Source organism: Bacteroidota bacterium, from assembly GCA_005882315.1.
Lineage (GTDB): Bacteria > Bacteroidota > Bacteroidia > Chitinophagales > Chitinophagaceae > VBAR01.
On record VBAR01000004.1, the window covers coordinates 127,741 to 151,777 of the forward strand.

The window sequence follows — 24,037 nt, forward strand, 5'->3', positions numbered from 1 at the left end:
ATAAGTTTATACAGTTAGATTAAATTTTTTATATGGCTTACACAATTCCTTCAGGCACAAGAATCGGGCATGTGCATTTAAAAGTAGCTGATCTTGAGAGGTCGTTAAAGTTTTATCGGGATCTGCTCGGTTTTGAGGTTCAGCAATACTACGGTGATAGCGCCGTGTTTATTTCGGCTGGTGGTTATCATCATCATATCGGGCTCAATACATGGCACAGTAAAAATGCAGGACCAGCACCGATAAATACAGCAGGACTTTATCATACAGCAATATTGTATCCCACAAGAAAAGACCTTGCAATTGCATTGAAGAGATTGATTGACGCAAAATATCCGTTGACTGGTGCAAGTGATCATGGTGTATCAGAAGCTCTTTATATGGATGATCCGGACAAAAATGGAGTAGAGTTGTATTGGGATAAACCCAAAGAAGAATGGCCAGTTGATGAAAAAGGAAATCTTGTAATGGGAACAGACAGACTTGATCTCGAATCCTTACTTGCTTTAGCAGAATAACTCTTTTGTAAAATAATTTCCAGGGAAATCGATCTTCATCTTTTTCTCTTTTTCAAATAAACCAAAAACAGAAGAACCGCTTCCACTCATAGCTGCATATATGGCTCCGTTGTTATAAAGAGTTTCTTTTAATGATTTTATTTCAGGATATTTTTTGAATACCGGTTCTTCAAAATCATTTTTCAATTTATCTTTCCACGTTGAGACAGGTTGCTGGATAATTTCTTTAATCGGTTTTGCAGGCAGGGTAGGAGTGAGTTGTGTAAATGCCCAACCTGTATTGATATGAATACCGGGATTAATGATCAAAATTTTATAAGCTGACAGATCAATTTTTATTTCTTCCAGTATTTCTCCACGGCCTGTGGCAAGACAAGGTTTGTTGATGATAAAGAAAGGACAATCACTACCGAGCTGTAACCCGTAACTGATAAGCTGATCGGTAGATAAGTTGAGCTGAAATTTATCATTCAGCATTTTTAAAATAAAAGATGCATCGGCACTACCTCCTCCCAATCCTGCACCGGATGGAATTGTTTTATGTAAATGAATTTTTATTGCTGGCAGTTCAGGGAAATCTTTTTTCAGTAGTTGATATGCTTTAAAGCAAATGTTTTCTTCGGGCTTAACATCAATTTCATTTCCTGTTACTGTAAGCTCAGTTTTATCTGCAGAAATAATTTCAAGAACATCTTTAATAGTAATCGGGAAAAATATTGTTTCAAGATTATGGTAACCATCCGGACGTTTGCCGGTAATGCTTAAGCCAAGATTGATCTTGCAGTTAGGAAATGTTACCATTAAGAGATTATTCGGATATGCTGAGTGGCGATAAGAACGTACAAGTGAGTGACCCTTCGACAAGCTCAGGGTAAACTGCGACGCAATTGCTGAAAAAAGAACAGAACCCTGAACGGAGCGCCGCAACAGAAACTTAATAGTAGTAATGTCGCCCGGTACAAAAATTATTTCTTCTTCCGGCTGTTTATTTCATCACGTATAGCAACGGCCCTGATATAATCTTCTGATTCCAGCACATTGTTCAGGAGTTCATTCAGTTCATCCAGCGTCATTGTTTTTAGATCTTCCTTACCGGTATGCTGCGGTTCTTCCACTGCAACTTCCTGTCCTTTTTTCTTTTTGCCGCCTTTTTCCTGGTCTTCCATTACAATGCCAGCACTCTCGAGAATGTTTTCGTAGGTATAAATAGGGCAGCCAAAACGAACGGCCAGCGCCAATGCATCAGATGTACGGGAATCGATCTCCACCGTGTCATTATCGGATGAGCAAACAAGCTTTGAGTAAAAAATCCCTTCCTGCAGATCGCAGATGATGATCTCATGCAATGTGAGTGCAAAAGCATTCATGAAATTTTTCATCAGGTCGTGGGTAAGTGGACGACTGGGCTGCATTTTTTCAAGTGCCACTGCAATTGCCTGTGCTTCAAAACCACCAATAACAATGGGCAAACGGCGAACACCATTTGCCTCTCCCAATACAACTGCATACGAATGTGTTTGCGTAATACTGTGCGAAAGGGCTACTATTTCCAATTCTATTTTCTTCATAACCGGCACGAAAATAGTCATTTTAATAAAAAAAGCAGCCTAATAAAAGCTGCTTTACTCAACATATTTTAATGATTTTTAAACCTCTCATTAGTGCGCCTTTAATTTCCTTATAGCCTCGTTCATTTTAGGCACTACTTCAAATGCATCACCAACGATTCCATAGTCTGCCGCTTTAAAGAAAGGGGCTTCGGGGTCTTTATTGATCACCACAATCGTTTTACTGCGGTTTACTCCAGCCAGATGCTGAATAGAGCCAGAGATACCAATTGCAATATATAAGTTAGGTGCAATGGCAAGCCCTGTTTGTCCCACATGTTCATGATGCGGACGCCAATGTGCATCGGAAACCGGACGGCTGCATGCTGTAGCTGCCCCTAATAGTTTAGCCATTTCTTCTATCATGCCCCAGTTTTCAGGGCCTTTTAATCCGCGGCCACCACTTACAACGAGTTCGGCTTCGCTAAGCGGCACCTCGCCTGTTATTTTATTTATGGCTGTTATTTTTACTTTGGGTGTATCAACTGTTGCGTTGAATGCAACAACTTCCGCTGTTCCACCGCCGGCTATTGTTTGGAAGGAGTTGGGCTGTATCGCAATAATTTTTACAGCTGTATTTACAGCGATCTTTGCAAAGGCCTTTCCTGAGAACACTCCTTTTTTCACTACAAAACCCCGTCCGACCGGATCATCCGGGCGGGCATTACTTGTATCAGGTAAACCAACTGCACCGGAAATTAATCCGGCTTTCAGTTTTGCAGAAAGACGTGGGGCTATTGCTTTTCCATTTACATTATTTGAGAACACAACTACAGTTGCGCCGCAAGCCTGTACTGCCTGCGCAATCACATTCGTATAAGTTTGCGCATCAAGGTTGGTCAATGCATCATTATTTACATGATGAATTTTTGAAACACCATATTTTCCTAATGCAGCGATATCATCTTTTATTGTGCCCAAAATAATTCCTTCAGCACTTGTGCCGAGTTGCGCTGCTAATTTGCTGCCATAAGTCAAAGCTTCAAAGGAAGATTTTTTTACCTGGCCTTCTGATTGATCTATAAAAACTAAAACAGACATATGAGTTGATTGAAGAGTTATGTGATATTAAGATATTGGATATTGAGATATTAGTTAAATAACTTTTGCTTCTTCATGTAACAAGCGAACCAGTTCTTCAGGATTATCTGCAGGAACCAATTTTACACCTGCCTTAGCGGGTGGTAATTCAAAACTAGTTATTGAAGTGAGTGGATCAACCGCTGCAGGTTCTGTTACTTTCAATGGTTTTGTTCTTGCAGCCATAATGCCTCGCATATTTGGTATGCGTTGCTCAGCAACACCTTTCTGGCAGCTTACAACAACTGGCAAATCCACTTCACAAACTTCTTCGCCACCTTCAATCTCTCTTGTGATGGTTGCTTTGTTTCCGGCCAGATCAAATTTTGTTGCCAATGAAACATAGGGGAGGTTCAGTAGTTCCGCAACCATTCCACCGATTGATGAACCGTTATAGTCAATTGTTTCTTTTCCGGTAAAGACCAGATCATAGCCACCTTGTTTTGCTACTTCAGCAATTTGCGATGCGATATAAAAACTATCATGACTGTCTGCATTTACGCGGAAAGCTTCATCGCCACCAAGTGCAAGTGCTTTACGGATGATAGGTTCAGCATCAGCAGCACCAACTGTACAAAGATGAATAACCGTTGATGCATCTGCTTCTTTCAGTTCAATGGCACGAACCAATGCATACCATTCATCGTAAGGATTAATGATCCACTGCACACCGTTGTTATCGAATTTCGTGTTGTTATCGGTGAAGGCTATTTTTGCCGTTGTGTCCGGCGTTTTGCTTATACAGACAAGAATCTTCATGTGAGATTATTTAGGTCAGAGAAATAGTTGTTTATGCAACCAAAGCAAAGATAAGGGTGGGCAATTAATATTTAGTAATTAATAACTAATAATTTTTCCAGATGGATAGGATAGTGCGAATAAATGAAATGCTTAGAGATAACCCTGCAGATAGTTTTCTGCAGCATGCTCTTGCGCTGGAGTATATCAAGCTGGGTAATGATGCAGATGCACAGAAATTATTTGAAGTAATACTGGAACGAGAGCCGGGTTACGTCGGCAGTTATTATCACCTCGCTAAATTGCTGGAACGAATTGGCGAAACTGATAACGCAATTAAGATTTATGAAAAAGGAATGGAGGAAACAAAAAGAATAGGAGATAATCATGCATTCGGGGAATTGAGAAGTGCATATGAGGAGTTAACTTTTTAGCCCCCTGTCCCCCTAAAGGGGGAACTTAGTTCGAAAAATTTTTAGACCATCGAAAATGCTTTGAGTACAATTTTTTATTTATGAAATCAACTGTATTGCTACTATTGAACTTTTGTTGCGTCGCACTCTTCAGGGTTCAGAACAATATTGAACAAATTTGAATTTACTGCAACGATATCAACAGTTCATTAAAGACGAAAATCTTTTCTCATCAAAAGATAAGTTACTGCTGGCTGTAAGCGGTGGTGTAGACTCTGTTGTGCTTTGTGAATTATGTAAACAGTCTGGCTACGATTTTATTATTGCTCATTGCAATTTTCAATTAAGAGGAGATGAGAGTGAAAGAGATGAACAGTTTGTAAGAGCATTGGGAGAAAAGTATAAGGTTGAGGTTAAGGTTAAGAAATTTGATACGCAGAAATATGCTGATGAAAATAAATTATCAATCCAGGAGGCAGCGAGAGTTTTAAGATATGAATGGTTTGAGGAAATTGTCAATGGGCAATGGGCAACGGGCAATTCTGAGAATCCTATTCACCACTCACCGCTCACCACTCACCTGCTCACTGCACATCATAAGGATGATAATGCAGAAACTGTATTGATGAATTTTTGCCGCGGTACAGGTTTGCATGGATTGACTGGTATTCCTGTTTCTTATGGCCATATCAAAAGGCCAATGCTTTGTTTTACACGGGAAGAAATCCTGGAGTTTTCAAAAGAGAATAAATTGGAGTTTGTTGAAGACTCTTCTAATCAATCTTCCAAATACACAAGAAATTTTTTCAGGAATGAAATTATTCCAGCCATCAGCAAAGTTTATCCCCAGGTAAAAGAAAACCTTGCTGATAATATTGAAAGGTTTAAAGAAATAGAAAAACTTTACAAACTATCAGTAGCCGGTTTAAAAAAGAAACTGGTAAAAGAGAAAGGAAGCGAATGGCATATTCCTATCAAACAATTACTGGGTTATAATAACCGGGCATTGATCTATGAAATAATTTCAGAGTTTGGGTTCGGCGAAAAACAAATTGTTGAAGTGTTGAAGTTAGCCGAAAGCGAATCGGGTCGTTATATTGATTCCCCGTCATTTAATTACAGGTTGATCAAACACCGTCATTGGTTTATCATCAGCCCGGTGCAGTCTGCAGCATCCGGGATCATTATAATTGAACAGAAAGATAAAAATGTTGGATTCGAAAAAGGTATTTTACATATAGAGGAAACCAATAGCCAGAAGCCAACAACCGGCAATGCAACTGCATGTCTTGATTCAAAAGAGATCAGCTATCCGCTAATTCTTCGTAAATGGAAACAAGGCGATTATTTTTATCCATTGGGCATGAAGAAAAAGAAAAAACTTTCCCGGTTTTTTATTGATAGTAAACTTTCAAAGCCTGCTAAAGAAAAAATTTGGGTAATTGAAAGTAATAAAAAAATTATCTGGGTTGTTGGTCACCGGATAGATGAACGTTTTAAAATTACCGGGAAAACGAAATCAGTTCTGAAACTGGAACTAAAATCCTGATTGTATTCTGCGCAAGAAAACATCAATCACATCATAGTCTGTAAAGAGTTTTGTGGCAAGATAAGTAAAGAGTAATCCATAAACACTGCCGGTGATATGTGCCATATGGCCAATATTATCCTGGCCTTTCTTTGCAAGGATAGTTGATACAACGAGATACAGCACAGCGAAAATAAATCCGGGAATATTGATGCCGGGTAAAAATGCAAAACCGATTCCGCCCATGGGGTTAAACAATATGGCAGAAAAAATAATTGCAGACACTGCACCCGAAGCACCTAATGCACGGTAATGATAATGGTCCCTGTGCTGAAAATAATCAGGAATAACAGAAATTATTAAAGCAGAGAAATAAAAACCAAGAAACACAAGACCACCATTTTCCCCAAACAAGACCGGGTCTTTAAAATAATTTTCAATACTTTCTCCAAAAGAATACAGGGCAATCATATTAAAGATCAGGTGCATAAAATCGCCATGAATAAAACCATAAGTGATGAAGCGATACCATTGATTGCGTCTTGTAAGCTCAGCAGGCCAAAAGATCAGATCATTTATAAGTTTGTGATTGTTAAATGCGGAAAAAGAAAGCAGAACAGTCAGGATGCAGATGATAACAGTTAAGCTCAGCATGAAGTAGTCGTTGGGTTAAAGATTTTCAAATATAATTTATTTGTGATGGTATTTTTCATTTTTAAGAATGGTGCATGCCCGGTAGACCTGTTCGGCTAAGATCAATCTTACCAACTGGTGAGGAAATACAAGATGTGAAAGGCTCCATTTAAAATTTGCCCTTTGCAATACTGTATCATCAATTCCAAAAGCACCACCAACCAGGAAGATCAAACTCTTCACACTTTCATTTCCTCTCTTCTGTATAAATTCAGCGAGTCCTTCGCTGCTTAATAGCTTTCCTCTTTCATCTAATACGACAAGATAATCGTCTTTGCTTAAGAAATTTAAGATCATTTCACCCTCTTTCTTTTTCAGATCCATTTCACTCATCATGCCGGCATTTTTCGGAACGGGTATCAGGTTCCATTCAACTTTATAATATTTAGAGATGCGGTGAGTGAATTCTTCCACACCGGGTTTGATATATGCTTCATGACTTTTCCCTATACTCCAGAATTGTATTTTCATGCCCCTGTCCCCTAAAGGGGTATTAGTTGCGCTAAAGATAGTAACTGCATCTGTAAAAAAATGCCTCCCGAAAAAGGGAGGCACTATTATCTTCTAACTATCAGTTATCATCTGCGCAATTATCATCTAAAACGCTTTCTTCACTTCTTCTTTTATCTGCACTTCTGTTACCGGGCCGTATTTCTCTGCTATCTTTTTAATGTCTGCTGATTTGCCAACCAGTACAAACTGCAGCTTATCCTTAGGAAAATATTTAGCAATTATTTCTTTTGCTTTATCTAATGTCAGTCCGTCAACATTCTTTTCAAAATTGTTGATGAACGATTCATCAAAATTATACCAGAACATTTGGGTCATTAAATTAGCTAACTGACCGGCTGTTTCATAACGTGGAGGAAATTGTCCCTTCACATAATTTTTTGCAGAAGCCAACGATTTTTCATCGATACCATCTTTATGCAGTTTATCCAAAACTTCCAGTGCTTTATCAATTGCAGGCTCAGTTGTTTTACCGGCTGTGAAAGTTGAAATAACAAAACTGCCACCGTTCTTAAGTGCAGCGAAACGGCTATTTGCACCATAAGTCAAACCGGTATTTACCCGCAGCTCATCATTGAGCATAGATGTAAAACGGCCACCGAATAATGTATTGATCACATCTATTGAAACATAATCAGGATTGTTTCGGCTGATACCCGGTGCACCGATATAAAAAGTTGTTTCTTTCGCATCGTCTTTATTAATGAGTAAGACCTGTTGCTTACCTGGTTTTGTAATTGGTTTTGAAGCAAGATTAACCTGTGGCTTAGTTCCTTTTTTCCATTCAGAAAAAAGATTGGTAACAGTCGTTTTCATTTCAGCCATTTTAAAATCACCGGCAATTGAAATGGCAGCTCCTTCGGGCAAATAATTTTCAGCATAAAATTTCTTTACGTCATCAACAGTAAGTGGGGTAACAGTTGAAATTTTTCCCGATCCGATATTTCCATATACATGATCGCCGTATAAAAACTTATCAAAATAAGAACCGATAACGGAACGGGGACTTTCTTTCTGCTGCTCAAGAGTAACAAGCCAACGCTTTTTTTCTTTTTCAAACTCTCCTGCATCAAATGTTGGTTCCAGCAAAACTTCTTTAAGCATGTTCAACACTTTGTCTTTATCCTTTGTGGCCATTCTTGCTGAAAGACTTGCTGATTCTTTTGAAGATGAAGTGCCTATACTTGCGCCAAGAAAATCAAGTTCTTCATCCAATTTTTGTTTGTTGAAATTTTTTGTGCCATGCTTCAACGCAAAAGAAGTTAACAATGCCAGGCCTGATTTTTCTCCATCATAAATGGCACCTGCCGGTAAAATTACCGATACACTGATGATGGGTACTTCATGCTGCTCCATCAAATAAACGGTTAGCCCGTTTTTCAATTTGAATTTCTCGTAAGGCGGTAGTTTGTACGATTGTGCATTTAAACTAATGCCGGTAAACAAACAAATAGCCAGTATATAAAATATTCTTTGCATAAAATTTCTTTTTAGGTTGGTTATTCTTCAGTATTTGATTTTAAAATTCCTACCGTACGGTTTGATTTGGTAAAATATTTTGTTACCACCTTTTTAATATCATCTGATGTTACTTTATTAAATGCTGCGGGTGCATCAAACATTTTCCGGTAATCACCAAAGAACACTTCATAAGTGCCGATGTTATTTGATTTACCATTGATTGTTTCCACCTGTCCATAAAACTCCATCAGCTTTTGATTTTTTACTTTCTGTAGTTCGTTATCAGTAACACCATCTTTTTTTATTTTATCCAGTTCCTCATAAATAGCTTTTTCCAGGTCCAGTTCGCTGATGTTTTTTGCAGTTACACCTGCAATGTTGAAAAGCGTAGGATCGAAGCTCTCACCAAAATTGGCGAAGATATTTGTTGCCAGTTGCTTTTTATCAACCAACGAACTGTATAATCTTGATGAACGTCCACTGGTAAGAATATCGCTTAATAATGTTAGCGCATAATAATCTTCATGCTTTGCTTCCGGTACATGCCAGCCAATCCCGATATAGGGTGTAGCTACATCTTTTTGCATCACGACTCTGCGTTCGCCGTTTTGTGGCGGTTCAACTATGTTCACTTTCGGAGGTGCGGCTTGTGCAGGTATTGGCTCAATATATTTTTCAGCCAGCTTTTTTACTTCATCAAACTTTACATTACCCGAAATAACTGTTACACAATTATTCGGTGCGTAGTAAGTTTTAAAATAACGTTCAAGGTCAGCTTGTTTCCAATTCTTCATATCGTCCAGGTATCCGATTACCGGCCAATGATAAGGATGTTCTAAGAACGCTACACCTTGTGCAGTTTGAAAAAGTACATTCCATGGTGAATTCTCAAGACCAGTGCTTCTTTCACTTATTACAACACCTCTTTCACTCTCCACCATTTTAGGGTCAATGCTGAGACTGGAAATGCGGTCACCTTCCAGATCGAAGATCACCTCAGTTGCTGAAGATGGAAACCAGTTGGTGTACACCGTTACATTCTCTGTTGTATAAGCGTTATTGGCGCCGCCGTTAAATTCCATAGTCTGGTCAAACATTTTCGGACCATATTTTTTGGCACCGTTAAACATCATGTGTTCAAAAAAATGGGAGAGACCTGTAATACCCTGGTATTCGTTTCGGCTACCTACCTTGTAAAACATATACATATTGGCATTAGGAATTGAATTGTCCTCGATGACAAGGAATTTCATTCCGTTCTTCAATGTAAATGTTTTTACATCATCCGCTTTCATCTGTGCCTGCGATGAAACGGCAAGCAGGAACAAAGCATGTGCAAATATTCTTTTCATAGTAATTAATTTAATGCGGGGCTAAACTAAGGAAACAAAGGGTATCAGCAACACCTTTCATAAAAAAATAAGTCCCGCCGAAGCGGGACCCACTATATCTTTTCACTCTTATTTTATTTGATCTCGTAATCTTTTTTAAACGACATAAATGTAGAGCGGAAAAAAACATTATCAGGTGTAAACTGTGTTGCTTTTAAATAATGGTCATAAGCTTCGGCCAGGAAATGTGCTTCCTCCAGTATGAAGGCAATACGAAAATTCTTTTCACCATCTGATTCAGCAGCAGGGCCTGCATTTTTTATGCTGTTGTAATAAATAGCATATTCTTCTTTTGTCCAATATTTCAATAATTTCCTGTCTTCATTTTCTTCGCCTTTTACCATGGCTGTCCAATAGTAAGTTTTGCCAGGTTTAATAATGGTCAGGATATCTTTAATATCAACATGCTTTTTCATCACAACTTTTGAATGAATGGGTTCGCCACCGGTAGCTGATTCAAATAATTTGAATTCAAATTCCTCAGACTCGGTAAAAGCTTTCCATGAAAGCGGCACTGTACCGGAAACATAATTTACCGTATCCAGTTTCGGGTCTATCCATACATTGTTGATACCGCGGCTAACAGCACCTACATTGTTCATATACTGTTTCCTGTTTTTTTCGGGACTGCCTTTCGGCTTGGTCATTTCATTCCATACATATTTCATGTAGTTGGAACTAAGGGAGCCACCTCCGACTTTGCAGGAATCTTTAAAACTGGCGGTATTATAATTGCCGGCTTTGTTAAGAGAAAATGCCCGGGTCTCATTGCAGATCAATGTAGCAAATGAACCCTGCGGTACTTTAATGGTGGATCCACTGGTAACAATGGTCCCGATCTTTGCTTTTGTTTCAGCGTTGTTCTGTACCACAGTTACATTTCCTTTTACACTGTAAACTACAAACTGGTTCTCCTGTGCAGCAGCAGAGGTAGCCAGTAAAATTGTAAGCGGGAAGAAGAGTTTTTTCATGTTCGTTAGTTTTGTTTAATGGGCCTCGTGGGTATTTGTATGTTGTTCATGTGTTGAATGTACAGCAGGGTGATGGGCTTCTTCTGTCCCATGTTCATGATGATGGTGGCCGAAAATGGTTGCATAACCAAATTTTTTGTGCATCCAGGTAACTAAGGCTTCGTAGAAGTAAATCACGTCAACAGCAAGGGCGATTACATACAGCGTATACTTCATTTCCAGCCTTACTCTGAACTTATCGTAAATAATCATGCCAAGATACGCAAAAAATATCACTGAAAACACCTGGGTAAGCTTAGCGACCAGGTGAAACCAGATATGATCCTCAAGGTAAAACCGGATATAAAGGGACATATGCAGCCAGCCAATCAAAAGGGCAAATATCCAGGCTACCCATGCCGGCATTTTATTAACGTATTCTCCATCCAGAACCATCGAGATAATATTTGCCTGAACGATGATTCCATTCATATCCGGGTGCTGTTTACCATAGAATTTGCTATTCATGGGGGTAAACTTTTTATCTTCTATATTATTGGGATCAAGATTAATATAGCCAAGAAGAACGATCTTTCCCCTGAGCATATTAGTATCAATTCCATCTGCAAACAATTCCTCAGGTTCAACTACCTGGTATTTCTTTTTGTCCTCATTGTTTACCGTCCTGGTATAATTTATTGTTTCCACCTCCTTATGCCTTTTTTCTAATTTCTTATAGGTGGTATCGTTGTATTCTTTTACGATTGCAGAAGTAATTTGAGGGTACCTTTTACCGTCTATATCATCGAATGGAGCATAATAGCGTATGGTACCTACATCTTCGCCGACAAGGTTGGCATAACCACGTTTGGGAAGTACATCATCAAAATTGTTTTTCTTGATCTTTATCTTACCATGTTCATCAGCTTCGGCCACACTTACCGCTACGAGGTTTTTTGTTTTTCTGAATGCTTCTCTTAAGATTGAATCTTTTTCAGATTCCCTCTCACCTTCAAAAAAAGTATCAAGCCCGATCACTTTGGGTTTATATGCATTTACAGCTTCGATAAGGAATCCCATTTGTGCCCTGTCCAATGTACCAATGTTAACTATTACAATCCGCCTGTCAATCTTTATACCATCATCTTTATGAGTTTTTGCATAAGCAATATCATTAAAATCAAAATCCTTCAGGGCCATTTTCATCGGGTTCAGCACATAGAAATTGATAGGTATTATGCCCAGCAAAAACAGGAATATGAACACTGAAAGGGTAGCAAAAATCGTATCTCTTTCGTAGAGATATTTTGTAAGATGTCTTGCATACCTTTTGGAATGATGGAAAATGCGTTTGTGAAATGGTAGCTTCATTTTTAATTTTTGGTTCCCGGCAGCATTAACTCCGATTTAACTTTAGTGGCGACGCTCCGTTCATCATTGATGCTTCTATTAAGCCTTGATGAATGGAACTATGCTTAACCGATTTTGAACAAAACTATATGGAAAACTGAATATGAAATGGCCAAAAGGCCAGATTACCACTTTTGTGGTATAGATTGTCTGCGCAAATCAGTAAATTCGAAGGCTAATTTATGGCAAAAAAAGGTTCCATTGTTATTTTGCTTCTCTTACTCGGCTTGTTGCAAGTCAAGTATTTACATGCGCAGGCTCCACCCAAGCTCCGTGACTCAACTATTACCGGGCCTCAGACCTTTGCAATTATCCTTGGTATTTCCAAATACAAATATGTTCGTGAGCTTCAGTACGCAGATAAGGATGCCGAATTGTTCCATGATTTTTTAAAATCTCCTGCCGGCGGCTCTTTGAGCGATGACAATATTTTTATGCTATTGAATGAGCAGGCTATGTCCACGAATTTCTGGAGCAAAGGGAATAAATGGCTGAAGGCAAAAAGCCTGCGAGACAAGGACCGACTTTTTATCTATCTCGCCGGACATGGAGATGCAATTGATGAAGATGAATTTTTCTTTCTTACTTATGAAACTAACCCGGCAGGCGATAAGAACAATTATCTCGCCGGGGGTAGCATTCAGTTATATAACCTGAAAAGTCGTATTGAGGAAATGACCGGTAAAGGAGTAGAAGTGTACTTTATCATGGATGCTTGTCGTAGTAATGAGCTGCCCGGTGGTAAAGATGGCCAGGCAGCACTTACAAAGGCGATTACTCAAAAATCATCTGGTGAAATAACCATGCTTGCAACTGGTGCGGGACAGGAATCATTTGAAGATGGAAAGATTGGCGGAACGGGTCATGGTCTCTTTACTTATTTTCTAGTGGACGGATTAAACGGCTCAGCAGATGAATCAAAAGATAAGAAGGTATCACTGTATGAGCTTAAGTCATATATTGATAAGAACGTTCCCTCTTTTGCGATGACAAAATTTCATAAAAAACAGGAACCCTATATCTGCTGTCCGGAGACAAAGGATCCGATGATCTCACAGATCGACACTGCTTATTTGCGTAAATGGATACAAGTAAAGGATCAATATTTAAAATCGGGGGGGAATGCATTTCAAGCCAGATATAAGTACAGACATTTTTATGAGGATACCGTATTGATACAATCGTACAATGCTTTCAACAAAGCCATAAAAGAAAATAAACTGACGGGTGATAAATCTGCTGAGTACTATTATGAGCAGATGGTAAAAAAATATCCAGGTGATCCATATACTTCGGATGCACAGTCAACACTTGCTGCTGAGTTCGTGAATGTGGCACAGGAAAAAATCAATCTTTATCTTGATTGTAAGGATGCGTCGACGATTCAAAAGATAAGAAGCCAGATGTCGGAAACAGTAGAAGATGAGGGAGGGGAAGGGAGTTCAAGTCTTGACCGGATGGAAAAAATTGCACGACAGGAATTCTATGAAGTGGGGTTGATGCTGGAGAAAGCTATAAAATTGATTGAACCTGATGATCCGCAGTATGCAAAATCATTAACCGGCAGGATGTATTTTTTTAAAGCAAGAGGTTATTTCGGCAGGGATAGGAAAACAGTTGATATCAAAAGAGCATTTCAATATGCTTATACCGCTATTACTACTGAAAAGGATGCTGCCTACCTGATGAACACACTTTCATCATTGCATATGGACAACCAACGTTACGACAGTTCGATCTATTATGCATTAAAAGCGATTGCAAAGGCGCCGAAATGGAGATATCCCTATCTGAACCTTGCATTTTCTTACCGCAGTCTTGCCCAGCCGGATCTTGCTACAAAATATTATCGTCGGGCAATTGATTTGGATCCGACCATTTCTGATGCATGGGTTGACTTAGGAAGTTATTACCAAACATTGAACCGGGCGGACTCTGCTATTTATAATTACAGGCAGGCTTTGATAATAGAACCAAAAAATACTTATGCTACAAATAATATCGGTTGGATTTATATGAGCCGAAAAAAATATGACTCTGCTATTATTTATTTCAGAAAAAGTATAACGCTTGATCCGAAGTTCATCAATGCCTATAATGGTATGAGCAAAGCTTTTATTGAAAAGCGACAGTATGATTCAGCACGGGTTTATTTTGACAAAGCATTTGTCAACTACCAGGATAAAGCAACTGTAAATATCTATATCGGTAATTTTTACAAACAGTTAAAAGAATATGATTCTGCAAAAGTGTATTACAGGCGGGCTATCTTATTTGACCCTAATTATGAAGAGTCCTATAATAACATGGGAAGAATTTTCTTTGAAACAAAAGAATATGATTCTGCAAAAGCGTATTACAGGCAGGCATTGGCTGTAAATCCTTTTTCTGCATTTTCACTGATCAATACTGGTCTTGTGTTCAGAGAGCAAAAGCAATTGGATAGTACTTATAGTTATTTTCAGAAAGCAATTAATCTTGAGCCGAGAAATAATATTATCCTGAATAATCTCGGTGTGGTATTTAAACAAGATAAAAAGTATGACTCTGCGAAAAGCTATTTCAAACGGGCATTGCAAATACGTCCAGATTACCTGCCAGCTTATAATAACCTGATGCGTTTGTTCAAAGAACTTGACCAGGTTGACTCTGTTACGAACTTCCTGAAAGATAACCGCGGATTTAATGATGCAAACTCTGGCTCATTGAATGAGATCGGCTTGGCCTTCCTTGATTTGAAGCGATATGATTCGGCAAGAACCTACCTGCGCAAATCGCTTGCTTATGATCCATCCAATGCCAATACCTATGGACATATTGGATTAGTATTCCTGCGGGAAAACAAAAAACTGGACTCGGCAAGAATTTATTTGCGCAAAGCGATCACTCTCGATCCTGATAATACGTATGCTAATCTTAATCTTGCATCCGTCTTTAAGCAGATGAATCAACTGGATTCAGCGGGATATTATTATCAGAAACAATTAACAAGGAGAGGAGGCGCAAGTGCAACAGTTTATGCAAGCGTTGGCGGTTATTTTTATGATCTGAAAGTTTTTGATTCAGCAATTGTTTATTATAAAAAGGCATTGGCGTTAGATAACTCTTCAGTGCAGGTGGTAAATAGTATCGGTGCATCCTATCAGCGACTTGAACAAAATGACTCTGCAGCGCTTTACTATATCCGGGCTGTGCAGATGGATTCTACTTATCCGAAAGCAGCGTCTAATCTTGGTTTGTTGTATCATTCAATGAGTAAATTTGACTCTGCCATCGTCTATCTTGAAAAAGGAGTACGACTTGAACCACGCAACGCCAACTTGCATTACCAATTGGCCTGCAGTTATGCACTAAGTGATAAGAAAGAACCAGCAGTTCGTTATTTGCAACTGGCAATTGATAAAGGCTTCAAAGATTATGAAAGCCTGATCACAGATCCTGATCTCGTTAGCCTAAAAAATTTCAAACCATTTGTCGATCTCGTAAAAAAATATACAGGACAGTAGTGTGCCTGTAATTTTTTTATTTGTTCAAAGAACTCCTTTGAAGTAATTTTCTTTTTCAATCAACTGCTATGAGAAAAATATTTTTAGTATTTATCTGCATTTTATTTTTTACCAAATCGTTTCCACAAATAAAAAAAGCACCTGAAGTAAAAGAGGGTGATGGACCATGGCCGCAATTGATCATTCGTGGTGTTATATTGATAAATGGAAACGGTGCACCTCCCATCGGTCCGATGGATATTGTAATTGAAAAAAATAGGATCGTTCAGATCGCAGGAGTTGGCAGTCCGGGAATGCCGATCAATGAAGCCAGCAGACCAAAGTTGAAAGAGGGAGGAAAGGAACTGAAATGTGATGGTATGTATATGTTACCAGGGTTGATAGACATGCATGGACATATTGGAGGAACAGCACAAGGCACTCCTGCTGAATATGTATTCAAACTCTGGCTGGCGCATGGCATTACTACAATCCGTGACCCGAGTTGTGGCAATGGATTGGATTGGGTACTCGATGAAAAGCAAAAAAGCAATGAAGGCAAAATAACTGCTCCGCGGATTTTTGCTTACACAGCTTTCGGGCAAGGAGCAAAGCAAACCATCACTACGCCTGAACAAGCAAGAGAATGGGTAAATGAAAACGCAAAGAAAGGAGCTGATGGTATTAAATTTTTTGGAGCTGCGCCACAGATCATGGATGCCGCTATCCGTGAAAATAAAAAATTAGGATTACGCAGTTGTTGCCATCATATGCAGATGAGTGTAGCGCAATGGAATGTTGTGAATTCTGCAAAAGCAGGGCTTACATCAATGGAACATTGGTATGGATTACCAGAAGCAATGTTCGAAAAGCAAACTGTTCAGAATTATCCGCTCGATTATAATTATGCAAATGAAGAACATCGTTTTGAGGAAGCTGGTAAACTTTGGAAACAAGCTGCAAAACCTTACAGCGAAAAATGGAATGCAGTAATGAATGAATTACTGGGCTTGGATTTTACACTCGATCCTACATTTAATATTTATGAAGCCAGTCGCGACCTGCATAAAACAAGAAGATTGGAATGGCATGAAGATTATACATTGCCATCTCTATGGAAATTTTATGAACCCAATCGTAATTCACATGGTTCATACTGGTTCAATTGGGGAACAGAGCAGGAAATAGAATGGAAAGAAAATTATCGTTTGTGGATGACATTTGTAAATGAATACAAAAATCGTGGCGGTCGTGTAACAACAGGAAGCGATAACGGATTTATTTATCAAACCTATGGTTTTGGATATATTCGCGAACTGGAGTTATTGCGTGAAGCAGGTTTTCATCCATTAGAAGTTATCCGCTCAGCAACTTTATATGGAGCACAAGCTTTAGGGGTAGATAAAGATCTTGGAACTATTGAAGTGGGTAAACTCGCAGATATGGTTATTGTCGATGCAAATCCGTTAGAAAATTTACAAGTACTTTATGGAACTGGTGCAATACGATTGAATGCGGAAAATAAATCTGTTCGTGTTGGCGGTGTGAAGTATACGATCAAAGACGGAATTGTTTATGATGCTAAAAAATTACTGGCTGATGTAAAGAAAATAGTAGATGAGGAAAAAGCAAAGACAGGATGGAAGCTAAAACAGCCAGGACAAGAATAAAAAAGCCTCACAATTGTGAAGCTTAGCTGTGATCCCGCTGGGACTCGAACCCAGGGCCCCAACATTAAAAGTGTTGTGCTCTACCAACTGAGCTACGAGATCAACCTTTCCTAAAAAGGAGTGCAAAAATACAGGCTCAGGCCTTTCAGTCCAAATAAAAAATTCTATTAGTTATCAACAGATTTTAGAAGAAATTATAGCCTGAAAAGGAGGGTAATAAGCAGTTATTTAAAACACTGTTTTTTTGAAATGCAGGCTTATTAATTTTAGAACAGATTAACACAAGAATTTTGCAGGAAAAAAAATTATACTTCGTAATCAAGATCAATTCTTTGTTTGGCACACAAGCCTATTTGTCTTATTTTTGCCGGCCTTGGCTGCGTAGCTCAACTGAATAGAGCATCTGACTACGGATCAGAAGGTTTCAGGTTTGAATCCTGACGCGGTCACGAAAAAAATGAGAGGGTCTTGTAAACAGGCAGTTTATGAGACCTTTTTTATTTTGATGAGTTCTTTAAAAAACAATTGGGTAATGAAATGGCGTAAGTTTAGTACTGGCTAAAAATAGTATAGGAGTGATCACTTAAAAACTGCTCCAGTAAATGACCACTCCATACCTTATCCAATACTACTATCTTTTATCTTTCCATATTAGGAATCTTCTTTTCTGTTTTTTCTGAATCCCGAGTTGGCATATCTATTTCATGGTCATCTTTATAATTTTCCACCCTGCCTTTTTCATCAACATCTTCATCATCATTTGTTTCATCCTGAGCCTTTGGATCTTTTCTCATTGGTTCATCCTTATTAATGATCTTAGAATCCTGGTTGGTAACTGTTGATTGATCTTCGCTGTCTGAATCCCGGTATTGAGGATTATTTTTTTGATCCCTTTCTTTTTGAGGTTCAGCAGTAGCACTGTTTGCACCACTTCCTTGTGGGTTGACATTTTTAGTGTTGTCTGTTTGAGTGTTAGCCATAAACATTAAATTTTATTTATTATAAATTAGTTTGCAGTAATGATATTGTAAAAACAATGCCATTAATATTTTGTGCTCATAAGCAATGTTTTGGATACATAAACACGGGAAAAAAATACCAATTCGGGAAAATTACTACTCATGATCTAGCCTACTATCATGAAAGATTTTTAATATAGTAGTATATATAAGGACTAAAAAAAGTAATGATCAAGAAAAAAATCTTGATCATTACTTCAGAAAATGCTGATAGGATAGGGTATAGTTATAATCTGTTATTTGACAGAGACATCGTGTTTCCTTGATTGGTTTGACTCTTCGTACTGACGCATTTTATTATACAATGTCTTACGGTCTATTTTTAAAAGTTCAGCGGCTTTTGTTTTATTAAACTTTACTTCTTTCAATACGTTCATGATGGTTTCATATTCTGCCTGTGAAGTAGCATCCTTTAGATCTCTTGGCGGATGTGAATGAATGATGTGGCCATTACCATTACTTGCAGCAGGGGCTTCTGCTTCTTTTCCAAGGTTTCCAATTATTTCCCAAGGCAGCACATTTGCTGTGATCAGTCCTGAAGGAGTTAATAACGCTGCCCTTCTTATCACATTTCTGAATTCCCTCAAATTACCCGGCCAGCTATACGATTGAAAAAGTTGCATTACTTCTTCATCAAACCCTTCTAATTGTTTACCAAGTTCTTTGCAGGCTTTATCAAGAAAAAATGCTCCGAACAAAGCAATGTCTTCTTTTCGTTCCCGCAAAGGTGGAAGTGAAATAGAGAATTCATTGAAGCGGTGATATAAGTCCTCCCTGAACTTTCCTTTCCGGTAAGAATCCTGAAGGTTTTCATTTGATGCTACAATTACCCGTACATCTGCAGGTAGATCTTTATTGCTTCCTACCCGTTTAAATTTTCTTTCCTGTATTACCCGCAAAAGAGTGATCTGTACATCCATCGGCAGGTTAGATACCTCATCTAAAAACAAAGTACCGCCATCCGCTCCTTCAAACATTCCTTCTTTATCGCCTAATGCACCGGTAAATGATCCTTTTATATGGCCAAACAACTCACTCGCGGCAAGCTCTCTTGATAATGTGCCGCAGTCCACCGCCATGAATGGTTTGTTTTTCCGGTTGCTTGAGTCATGAATAGTTTGTGCAATTACTTCTTTCCCTGTTCCGCTTTCGCCGTAGATGATTACGCTATATTCTGTAGGTGCCACCAATGCTACCTGTTTATACACATCTGTTGTCTTTGGCGAAACGCCTACTAAATATTCTTCTGATGACAGAATTATTTTTTTTGCATTCCACGTTGGTGAGGCTGTTGTGTTGGTATTATTGTCTTGTACAGGCTTTGTAGCCGATGGCTCTCTTGATGTCAGGGCTTTATTGATCAGGTTAAGTATCTCTTCTGGTATTAAAGGCTTAGTGATGTAATCAAACGCTCCATACCTCATTACCTCTACGGCCATTTTAATATCAGAATAACCTGTAATTATGATTACAATTGCCGCAGGATCTTGTTTTTTTATTTCCTGCAACACATCCCTTCCATCTTTTTCTCCCAATCTGAAATCGCATAAAACAAGGTCGAAATGACCTTCTGCAAACTTTGCCAAGCCCTTACTTGCTGTAGGAGCCGAATCTGTTTCAAATCCTTTCCGTTGAAGGAAGTGGCTAAGCAGTCGACACATGTCGGCGTCGTCATCGATAATCAGTATTTTTTTCATTTGCTATTGATTATTGGTTCGTCAATATTTATTTAAAAAAGATTTGAAAAATATTGGTACTCAGACAGTAAAATTATAATTGAAAACTTATATCACAATGAGAAAATATATTCCCTTTTTTAAAGCTTGTAAGTCCCAAATAGCAAAGAAGATGCCTGAATTCGTGGGTTTCACCTGAAATCATATATGGCAGATTTCTTGCGACTATAATAGAAAGTGTAAACTAGATTGAAAGTGAGTGTATTTAATTCAGCCATGACGTCCGTAGCTAAAATTCTGATAGTAGATGATGAAGTAGATATCTGTTATTTTTTAAGCCGGAATCTTACAAAAAGAAATTTCAGTGTTTCCTATGTTCATTCTCTTGCCGCCGCTGAAACCCGTATTCAGCAGGAGGATCCGGAGATTTTGTTATTAGATAATCGCCTGCCGGATGGCTATGGTATTAACTTCATTACAAAAATCAAGAATAGTAATCCTGACCTAAAAATAATAATGATCACTGCACATGATACTCCTCAGGATCGTTCCAGGGCATATAGCAACGGGGCCGATTTCTTTCTTTCCAAGCCTTTTACCATTACGGAGGTAAATAATATAATTGATGTTCTACTAAGTCGTACTGAAGATTGATTACTTTTTTACCCTGTTTGTGGAATAAACTCCACAATTTTTACAGACTACTTTGCAAAATCAAGTGTAATAATAAAACTTGTTCCTCCATTTCTCTTGCTTTGCACAGTTATATCTCCTTTGTGGTTTAGGATAATATTCTGAGTGTTGGTAAGACCCAATCCATTTCCATTAGGCTTATTTGTAAAGTAAGGTTCAAACAATTTCGACAGTGATTCATCGTCCATACCGGGGCCATTATCTGTAAATATTATTTTACATTTGTCATTTTCCCCCTTTGTTTCCATTATCAACTTGCCATCGGGTCTATTCTCCATTGCCTCCAGCGCATTGATAATTATATTAAGGAAAGCAATCTTTATTCTTTCCTTATCAACGGTCACATCGCATATATCAGTGCTGTATTTCTTAATTATTTTTACATTCGTAAGGGCAATCCTGTCTGCTGCCTCTTTAATTGTTTCGTCAAGTAGTTCGTTGACCGAGATCCTATTAAAAGTGAGTTCAGAAAATTTAGTAGAATTAAGCAGATCCGATATTAATTGGTTAATACGGTGGCTGTTTCTGTTGATCATTTCAAACAGTAAACTATTATTCTCATCCGCATTAATTATTTCTGCTTTTAACTGATCAGTGGCCAGGTTAATATTTGTAAGAGGGTTTCTTACTTCATGAGCAATTGTTCTGGCAATACGGCCGGTAGCAGCAAATTTTTCCTGGCTGCGTATCTGTATGAGTTCTTTATTGGCTTTGTGCAGGTCTTCGATTCGGGAATTTAATTCCGCCTGGTAATCAATGATCTTTTTTTCTGCCTGCCGCCGCGCCTGGTTTTCTTTTGTATGTGTTATAAAACCAAAGATCAAAATTGCAACGGCAATACTGATCGTAGAAATAATTATAATGTTCAACGCCTTAAAGTTTTGAGCAAGGTTTTCATCTCTTCTGCTTAGTTGCCCGGCTTCATTTGCCTGTATAAGGGTAGCTTTTTTTCTCAGGTTATCCATTACCCTTTTGCCCTTTACTTGTATGTAATAAATAGAATCGATAATCCGTTTGCTGTTCCTGTTATATACAATAACATTATCCTCCAAAGCGAAATATCTCTCATCCACTAATGTTTTTAGTTCCGTAAGATGGTTTTGTTGCTCACGGTTGCTCCCTATCTGTTCTCTTAGTATTTTAAATAAAGAATCTGCAATTATCTTACTTCCTGTATAAGGTTCAAGAAATGTGCTGTCGTGGTTAACGAGGTAGCCTCTTACACCCGTTTCGGCATCTTTAACCTGTGACAATAAAGCTTCTATAGTTGTAACTTTTTTGTTAGTGTTTGCCACCAGCTCAGATTGCCTTATAAGTTGCCGGTTGGCATACAGTGTAACTAAACAGGCAATTAATAAAAAAGTAAATCCTGCCAAGTATCCATTTTTTATTCTGGGATTGCTCTTGATTTTTTTTAACGCATTTTGCATAAGAATAAGAAAATGAAGATATAATCAGTTTATCTGTCGAAAGAAAAGCCTAAGTTTTTATTTTTATTGCCTTATTACGGGTCTGTTATACTAAAGGTAATTCCATTTCCACCAAAGGCAGGAGCAAAATAACTGCTCGATAGTTTTGGATAATGCCCAAGAATGGTCAGCCATCGTTGGTAGAATTATATATGTAGCTATTTGTTGTAGTTCGACCTTTAAACCTAATGGTCAGATGTATTCCATAGCAACGCATTATTTAAAAATCAGGAAAGGTAGCGCCTTAGCTTCCAGGCCAGTGTTTCATGTTCCCTTATAAGATCTGTAAGAAAATCGGCCGTTCCTATATCCTTATATTTTTCATCACTATCCTCAATATGCTTTCGCAGTTGCACTACAACTGCTTCGTGGTCATTCAGCAACTCCTTTATCATTTGTTTTTGATCAGGATATTTACCCGGCGCTTCTTTTAATGAAGACGTTTGCAAAAACTCCGTCATTGTTCCAGGTGTTTTGAAGCCAAGCTTGTTAATTCTTTCTGCTATTTCATCAATAGATTTTTCTAGTTGCTTATACTGGTCTTCAAACAGTTCGTGCAGCTCCATAAAACTATTGCCGGAAACATTCCAGTGAAACTTTCTTGTTTTAGTGTAAAGCACAACAGCATCCGCCAGTACACTACTTAATAGTGAATTGATAGCCGAGAGGTTTTTTTCCGTAATGCCAATATTTACTTTCATACATTTCTGATTTTAGTTAATGATAAAGAAGGTTTGCAACTATTATTCCACAGATTGCGAAAGCAGCATTAGTAGTTTTTACTTCGGTTGGGGAAAAAAGGCCCCGTTAAAATTGAAAAGTATTTATTATAAAGGTTCGAAACGATGTGGCATGCTATTTTCCTTATTGAAAGAAGTTCACTAAATAAAATTCGATAATCTTAAAATCAACTATTATGTTACGCTGGACAGTTACCTTCTTAGTTATCGCCATCATTGCAGCCATTTTTGGTTTTGGTGGTATTGCTTCCGGAGCAGCTTCTATTGCAAAAGTTTTTTTCGTCATCTTTCTTATTCTTTTCGTCTTATCGTTGATTTTCGGGAAAAGAGCTGGGGGGTCAGGGATTTAACCAGGCGGAATAACTACAATTTATCTTTTAAACATTTTTCTTTTGACATGAAAAGGATGCTACTGTTAATATTAAGTTTTGCATTTTTAGGCTTGTGGATAGTTGGGTTATTTTCTCCTGACCGGTCGTCAAGCATACATATAGCTTTGATCGTTGCATTGCTTTTCTTTTTACGTTCGATTATGACATTAGGTGTAGATATTCCTGCGGTTAAAAAAACCTCCAAAGAGAATAATTGAATTTCCGGAATGCGATAGTAAAAAAAGTATGCAGTAGTAATACGGCATGATTCTTTAAGTAATCCATAGTTAAAACAATTTTTAAACATTAAAAACCATTTTTATGAGTACTTCAAACATATTAGTTGCCTTTCTTGCCGGAGCAGCAGTAGGCGCAGTAGCGGGAATTTTATTGGCACCAGATTCAGGTCCAAATACCCGAAAAAAAATTTTCAATAAGGCTGGCGACCTGGCAAACTCTGTGAAAAATTCCGTTGGTAGTTTTATTGATGGAGCAAAAGAAACTTACGCCGGTGTTAAAGAAGATGGAGAAGAATTTGTTGATAAAACAAAAGCAAAGCTTGGTTCTGCAAAAAATGAGATGAAAAACGCTTTGTCTTGATTGTTGAAGAAAATT

General features: G+C 38.2%; 23 protein-coding genes and 2 tRNA genes. 10 read left to right on the forward strand and 15 right to left on the reverse strand.

Annotated elements, in window-relative coordinates; all coding sequences use genetic code 11:
• Nucleotides 1-32 precede the first annotated feature (32 nt).
• A complete protein-coding gene (locus E6H07_17470; GenBank protein TMI62052.1) occupies nucleotides 33-518 on the forward strand; it encodes a glyoxalase in 486 nt (161 codons plus the stop codon).
• Here the strand turns inward: E6H07_17470 and E6H07_17475 are convergent.
• From E6H07_17475 to E6H07_17490, 4 genes are all read right to left on the reverse strand, one after another.
• Nucleotides 507-1,319, reverse strand: a complete 813-nt coding sequence (locus tag E6H07_17475; GenBank protein TMI62095.1) for a 4-(cytidine 5'-diphospho)-2-C-methyl-D-erythritol kinase — start codon at nucleotides 1,317-1,319, stop codon at nucleotides 507-509. The genes E6H07_17470 and E6H07_17475 overlap by 12 nt on opposite strands.
• 164 nt (nucleotides 1,320-1,483) lie before the next feature.
• On the reverse strand, nucleotides 1,484-2,086 hold the full coding sequence (locus tag E6H07_17480; GenBank protein TMI62053.1) for a hypothetical protein: 603 nt from the start codon (nucleotides 2,084-2,086) through the stop codon (nucleotides 1,484-1,486).
• Nucleotides 2,087-2,176: 90 nt separating this feature from the next.
• Entirely contained in the window at nucleotides 2,177-3,166 is a 990-nt protein-coding gene (locus E6H07_17485; GenBank protein TMI62054.1) for an electron transfer flavoprotein subunit alpha/FixB family protein, read from the reverse strand.
• Nucleotides 3,167-3,220: 54 nt separating this feature from the next.
• Nucleotides 3,221-3,964 (reverse strand): electron transfer flavoprotein subunit beta/FixA family protein, encoded by a 744-nt coding sequence (locus E6H07_17490; protein TMI62055.1) that lies wholly within the window; start codon nucleotides 3,962-3,964, stop codon nucleotides 3,221-3,223.
• Nucleotides 3,965-4,065: 101 nt separating this feature from the next.
• On the opposite strand from E6H07_17490, the gene E6H07_17495 reads away from it, so the two are divergent.
• The gene (locus E6H07_17495) at nucleotides 4,066-4,377 is read left to right on the forward strand and encodes a tetratricopeptide repeat protein (GenBank protein ID TMI62056.1); all 312 of its coding nucleotides are present in this window, start codon (nucleotides 4,066-4,068) and stop codon (nucleotides 4,375-4,377) included.
• Nucleotides 4,378-4,534: 157 nt separating this feature from the next.
• Nucleotides 4,535-5,905 (forward strand): tRNA lysidine(34) synthetase TilS, encoded by a 1,371-nt coding sequence (gene tilS, locus E6H07_17500; GenBank protein ID TMI62057.1) that lies wholly within the window; start codon nucleotides 4,535-4,537, stop codon nucleotides 5,903-5,905.
• Here the strand turns inward: tilS and E6H07_17505 are convergent.
• From E6H07_17505 to E6H07_17530, 6 genes are all read right to left on the reverse strand, one after another.
• Nucleotides 5,894-6,538, reverse strand: coding sequence for a rhomboid family intramembrane serine protease (locus tag E6H07_17505; protein ID TMI62058.1), 645 nt, complete (start codon nucleotides 6,536-6,538; stop codon nucleotides 5,894-5,896). The genes tilS and E6H07_17505 overlap by 12 nt on opposite strands.
• 36 nt (nucleotides 6,539-6,574) lie before the next feature.
• The gene (locus E6H07_17510; protein TMI62096.1) at nucleotides 6,575-7,048 is read right to left on the reverse strand and encodes a 23S rRNA (pseudouridine(1915)-N(3))-methyltransferase RlmH; all 474 of its coding nucleotides are present in this window, start codon (nucleotides 7,046-7,048) and stop codon (nucleotides 6,575-6,577) included.
• Between the two features lie 126 nt (nucleotides 7,049-7,174).
• Complete coding sequence (locus tag E6H07_17515) at nucleotides 7,175-8,566, reverse strand: insulinase family protein (protein ID TMI62059.1); 1,392 nt, start codon at nucleotides 8,564-8,566, stop codon at nucleotides 7,175-7,177.
• A 20-nt stretch (nucleotides 8,567-8,586) separates the two neighbouring features.
• Nucleotides 8,587-9,900, reverse strand: a complete 1,314-nt coding sequence (locus E6H07_17520) for an insulinase family protein (GenBank protein ID TMI62060.1) — start codon at nucleotides 9,898-9,900, stop codon at nucleotides 8,587-8,589.
• A 113-nt stretch (nucleotides 9,901-10,013) separates the two neighbouring features.
• Nucleotides 10,014-10,910: a hypothetical protein gene (locus tag E6H07_17525; GenBank protein ID TMI62061.1), complete on the reverse strand. Its 897-nt coding sequence runs from the start codon at nucleotides 10,908-10,910 to the stop codon at nucleotides 10,014-10,016.
• 15 nt (nucleotides 10,911-10,925) lie between these two features.
• Nucleotides 10,926-12,260 carry a CHASE2 domain-containing protein gene (locus tag E6H07_17530; GenBank protein TMI62062.1) on the reverse strand — a complete coding sequence of 445 codons (1,335 nt, stop codon included), beginning with the start codon at nucleotides 12,258-12,260 and terminating at the stop codon, nucleotides 10,926-10,928.
• Nucleotides 12,261-12,481: 221 nt separating this feature from the next.
• Between E6H07_17530 and E6H07_17535 the strand changes: the two genes are divergently transcribed.
• The gene (locus tag E6H07_17535) at nucleotides 12,482-15,805 is read left to right on the forward strand and encodes a tetratricopeptide repeat protein (GenBank protein ID TMI62063.1); all 3,324 of its coding nucleotides are present in this window, start codon (nucleotides 12,482-12,484) and stop codon (nucleotides 15,803-15,805) included.
• Between the two features lie 68 nt (nucleotides 15,806-15,873).
• On the forward strand, nucleotides 15,874-17,454 hold the full coding sequence (locus tag E6H07_17540) for an amidohydrolase (GenBank protein TMI62064.1): 1,581 nt from the start codon (nucleotides 15,874-15,876) through the stop codon (nucleotides 17,452-17,454).
• Between the two features lie 29 nt (nucleotides 17,455-17,483).
• On the opposite strand, the gene E6H07_17545 is transcribed toward E6H07_17540, so the two are convergent.
• Nucleotides 17,484-17,556 (reverse strand) — tRNA-Lys (locus E6H07_17545).
• Nucleotides 17,557-17,829: 273 nt separating this feature from the next.
• On the opposite strand from E6H07_17545, the gene E6H07_17550 reads away from it, so the two are divergent.
• Nucleotides 17,830-17,906 (forward strand) — tRNA-Arg (locus E6H07_17550).
• Nucleotides 17,907-18,092: 186 nt separating this feature from the next.
• Here E6H07_17550 and E6H07_17555 read toward each other — a convergent pair.
• Both E6H07_17555 and E6H07_17560 read right to left on the reverse strand, forming a co-directional pair.
• Nucleotides 18,093-18,434, reverse strand: coding sequence for a hypothetical protein (locus E6H07_17555; protein TMI62065.1), 342 nt, complete (start codon nucleotides 18,432-18,434; stop codon nucleotides 18,093-18,095).
• A gap of 275 nt (nucleotides 18,435-18,709) precedes the next feature.
• Complete coding sequence (locus E6H07_17560) at nucleotides 18,710-20,170, reverse strand: sigma-54-dependent Fis family transcriptional regulator (protein TMI62066.1); 1,461 nt, start codon at nucleotides 20,168-20,170, stop codon at nucleotides 18,710-18,712.
• A 234-nt stretch (nucleotides 20,171-20,404) separates the two neighbouring features.
• On the opposite strand from E6H07_17560, the gene E6H07_17565 reads away from it, so the two are divergent.
• On the forward strand, nucleotides 20,405-20,803 hold the full coding sequence (locus E6H07_17565; protein TMI62067.1) for a response regulator: 399 nt from the start codon (nucleotides 20,405-20,407) through the stop codon (nucleotides 20,801-20,803).
• A 47-nt stretch (nucleotides 20,804-20,850) separates the two neighbouring features.
• On the opposite strand, the gene E6H07_17570 is transcribed toward E6H07_17565, so the two are convergent.
• Nucleotides 20,851-22,272: a GHKL domain-containing protein gene (locus E6H07_17570; protein ID TMI62068.1), complete on the reverse strand. Its 1,422-nt coding sequence runs from the start codon at nucleotides 22,270-22,272 to the stop codon at nucleotides 20,851-20,853.
• A gap of 266 nt (nucleotides 22,273-22,538) precedes the next feature.
• Nucleotides 22,539-23,012 carry a DNA starvation/stationary phase protection protein gene (locus E6H07_17575; protein TMI62069.1) on the reverse strand — a complete coding sequence of 158 codons (474 nt, stop codon included), beginning with the start codon at nucleotides 23,010-23,012 and terminating at the stop codon, nucleotides 22,539-22,541.
• Nucleotides 23,013-23,227: 215 nt separating this feature from the next.
• On the opposite strand from E6H07_17575, the gene E6H07_17580 reads away from it, so the two are divergent.
• The 3 genes from E6H07_17580 to E6H07_17590 all read left to right on the forward strand — a co-directional run bounded on the left by E6H07_17580 (nucleotide 23,228) and on the right by E6H07_17590 (nucleotide 24,022).
• Nucleotides 23,228-23,401: a DUF1328 domain-containing protein gene (locus E6H07_17580; GenBank protein TMI62070.1), complete on the forward strand. Its 174-nt coding sequence runs from the start codon at nucleotides 23,228-23,230 to the stop codon at nucleotides 23,399-23,401.
• Nucleotides 23,402-23,448: 47 nt separating this feature from the next.
• Complete coding sequence (locus tag E6H07_17585; GenBank protein TMI62071.1) at nucleotides 23,449-23,640, forward strand: hypothetical protein; 192 nt, start codon at nucleotides 23,449-23,451, stop codon at nucleotides 23,638-23,640.
• A 103-nt stretch (nucleotides 23,641-23,743) separates the two neighbouring features.
• Nucleotides 23,744-24,022, forward strand: coding sequence for a YtxH domain-containing protein (locus tag E6H07_17590; protein TMI62072.1), 279 nt, complete (start codon nucleotides 23,744-23,746; stop codon nucleotides 24,020-24,022).
• The last annotated feature ends 15 nt before the right edge of the window (nucleotides 24,023-24,037 follow it).